The organism is Methanomethylovorans sp., assembly GCF_041305605.1.
In the GTDB taxonomy this organism is placed as follows: Archaea; Halobacteriota; Methanosarcinia; order Methanosarcinales; family Methanosarcinaceae; genus Methanomethylovorans.
In genome coordinates, this window is the sequence record NZ_JBFYLB010000055.1 from 1 (window position 1) to 2,857 (window position 2,857).

The 2,857-nt window shown below is 40.4% G+C and carries 3 protein-coding genes; 2 read left to right on the forward strand and 1 reads right to left on the reverse strand.

What is annotated here, in order from left to right; all coding sequences use genetic code 11:
- Window positions 1-792 (forward strand): disaggregatase related repeat-containing protein (locus ACCM36_RS03740; RefSeq protein WP_370572392.1); only part of this gene is annotated, 792 nt, incomplete at its 5' end.
- Between the two features lie 411 nt (window positions 793-1,203).
- Window positions 1,204-1,749, forward strand: coding sequence for an acyltransferase (locus ACCM36_RS03745; protein ID WP_370572393.1), 546 nt, complete (start codon window positions 1,204-1,206; stop codon window positions 1,747-1,749).
- 68 nt (window positions 1,750-1,817) lie between these two features.
- On the opposite strand, the gene ACCM36_RS03750 is transcribed toward ACCM36_RS03745, so the two are convergent.
- Window positions 1,818-2,857: DUF362 domain-containing protein (locus tag ACCM36_RS03750; protein WP_370572394.1), on the reverse strand; the 1,040-nt coding region annotated here is incomplete at its 5' end.

The following is a 2,857-nucleotide window of genomic DNA, read 5'->3' on the forward strand; positions in this document are numbered from 1 at the left end:
GATAAAGGCATAGCATCTTACTCTTGGGACTTTGATGCTTCAAATGGTATTGCCTCTGAAGCCACGGGTAAAACAGCTACAAAGACATATACAACTGCAGGAACTTACACTGTAACACTAACTGTCACAGATACGAACGGACAGAAATCCACAGACACAGTAAATGTAGTAGTTAGTGGAACAACATCCACAACAACAGATACGTCTACATCAACATCAGGTTCGGTTTCTTATTCAGCTACCTATGACAATCGGTTGCGTGAATCATTACCAACCAGTATCCTTTCCGATTCTACATATCTTGACATGGGAAAGAGCACAAGCGCTTGCAGAGATGTAATGATGTTCGACCTTAGTGGATACAAGACTACGGACACAATAAAGAAGGCAACTCTCTCACTGTACTGGTATTATCCTGCTGGTGCTACCCGCACTTCTGACACTATAGTGGAGATATACAGGCCAGTAGAATGGGATCCAAAGTATGTCAACTGGAACAACCGTGCTTCTGGTACTCCATGGAGTACAGCAGGGGGAAATTGGTATGATAAGAACGGAGTTGCTCAGGGCAGTACACCGTATGCATCTCTCACTTTCCCGGCTGGTACAGTACCTGGAAACAAATACTATGAGTTAGATGTCACTGAACTAGTGCAGAAGTACATAAGTGGCGAGAACAAGAATACTGGATTCTTCCTCAAGGCAAAGACAGAAAGCGGTAACTACATTGCTTTCTACAGTTCTGATTGGTCTAACGCTGCCCAGAGACCAAAGTTAACTGTGACGAGCTGATGGATTCACCAGTGATTGCGAGCGAAGAATAACTTCGCTCGATTTCTTTTTTACTCTGTTTAAGAAACACGGTAATATCTTTTGAAATAAAAGATCCCATCAATAATAATATATTTATATTTTGTAGATTAATCAGTAATATAAAGAATGGTATTATTGGTGAAACGTAAGGTGATGATCAAGCAATCCTGCAAAAACTGGTCAAAAACAACTATACAAAGTTTATTTACAACCATATAGTTATAATTATATACTATAAATATCTTGGTTGAGATATACAAGGTGATGATCGGCAATTCTACTGTTATCCTTATACTGTTGTGGAAAATGTGTTGTGGATTGTGATGTCGATACTATCGATTATATAACTTTCATTTAGTATAACAATGAATTTAATTAGGTGGGCGCAAAATGGTTTCTGATAGGGACAAGATTTGTTTTGGAGAAGTGGCTGAGCATTATAAAGAAAATAAACTTATATTTGGAATTAAGTACTTCAGGAAATGGCTTTTAGAACGATTAGCGGCAACTTGCCCTATTCCTTCCTGGAGAGCAAAATTTCATAAAATGAGAGGAGTCAATATCGGAAAGAATGTGTATATTGGCTACGACGTAATTTTTGACAGGCTTCACCCGGAAATGATCACAATAGAAGATTTTGTTGAAATCGGTGACCGCTGCATACTATCCTCTCATTCAAGAGGCAGCCTGACCACAAGAAATGCCTATCCAAGGACCATAGAGCCAATTATTATCAGACGTGGCGTTTCTGTAAATCCCGCATGCATAATTACTCAGGGAGTAGAGATCGGAGAGAATTCCATAATAGGTATTGGGTCTGTAGTTAGCCGCAATATTTCTCCAAACAGTCTTGCTTTAGGTTTTCCGGCCAAAGTCGTAAAAAAGCTGGATGTTGGGAATGAAGAAAAGAATGAAGAAAAATCAGAATCTTGCTGATTATATTATAAGTAAATTAAAGAGGATTGATCTGTGTTATCTCTGGTCAACCCATCTTTTGCCCTTTGTTACTTCTTTCCTCTTGTCACAATCCTTACAAGTAGTGATTTCTTGATTTCTACGGCATGACTTGGACAAAGTTCACGACAACAATAACATTGAATACATTTTTCTTCGTTAATCTTAAGTAAGCCATTCTTTTCTTCAATAGCGTCTACTGAACAGTTCAAAACACATGCTTTACAAAGAGTGCAGATGGAAGGATTGATGAAGGGCTTTACTGTAAATTGCTTTCTAAGTGTCCTTCGAACAAACGGAGGCATAAGAGCAAGAATCCCGCCTGTTGGTCTTTTGAACTTGACCTTTACTTTCTCCAAGGACGTGCCTACAACTTCAGGATGCTCAGTACCAAATCCTCTGGCAAGTGCAGCTTTATTTGTGGGTATCTGCAACGGATCAAATCCAATAAGTTCCGATGCTACTACGTCCAATGCCACACAATCATAACTTGCCATAATGACCCCTGAAGATATTGGAGTGCCACTTGAAGGACCATCTCCTTCCATACCTATTACACCATCCATGACTGCAAGATGAGGTTTGACGAAAGAGTATATATCAACAACTGCATCTCCAAAACGGTCACGATCTTCCAGGAAATGAGCTTCTTTTCTGTCCTTCCTTGGTATAGCGCCAAAAAAGTTCTTGACCGCTCCTGTGTAAAGCGTGAGCTCATGGGTCTTGAGCTTGGGAAGTGAAATAATTACATCAGCATCTGTTACTGCCTTGGCTATATGTAGACGTGGGAACTGCTTGGCACCAGGAACATCAACTTCGACAAAACCTGATGTTTCAAAATTAATAAGTTCCGCCCCACAACTTAAAGCAGCTTCTTCGATACCGGATGTTTTTAGTGCTTGTGCAGTGGCAGTTGAAGCAGAGCTTGTGACTCCAGACCCATCTCCTACCATGGGAATACCGCCTGCCTCTTTAACAAGTTCACACATTGCTGATACAATTGCAGGATGTGTAGTAACCGCAGCCTCCGGACGTTTGATGGCAAGTACATTGGGTTTTAACAATACGCGGTTACCTGGAACTATGATCT

Coding starts and splice junctions, on each gene's coding strand:
- ACCM36_RS03745 (WP_370572393.1), top strand. CDS start 1,204: ATGGTTTCTGATAGGGACAAGATTTGTTTTGGAGAAGTGGCTGAGCAT.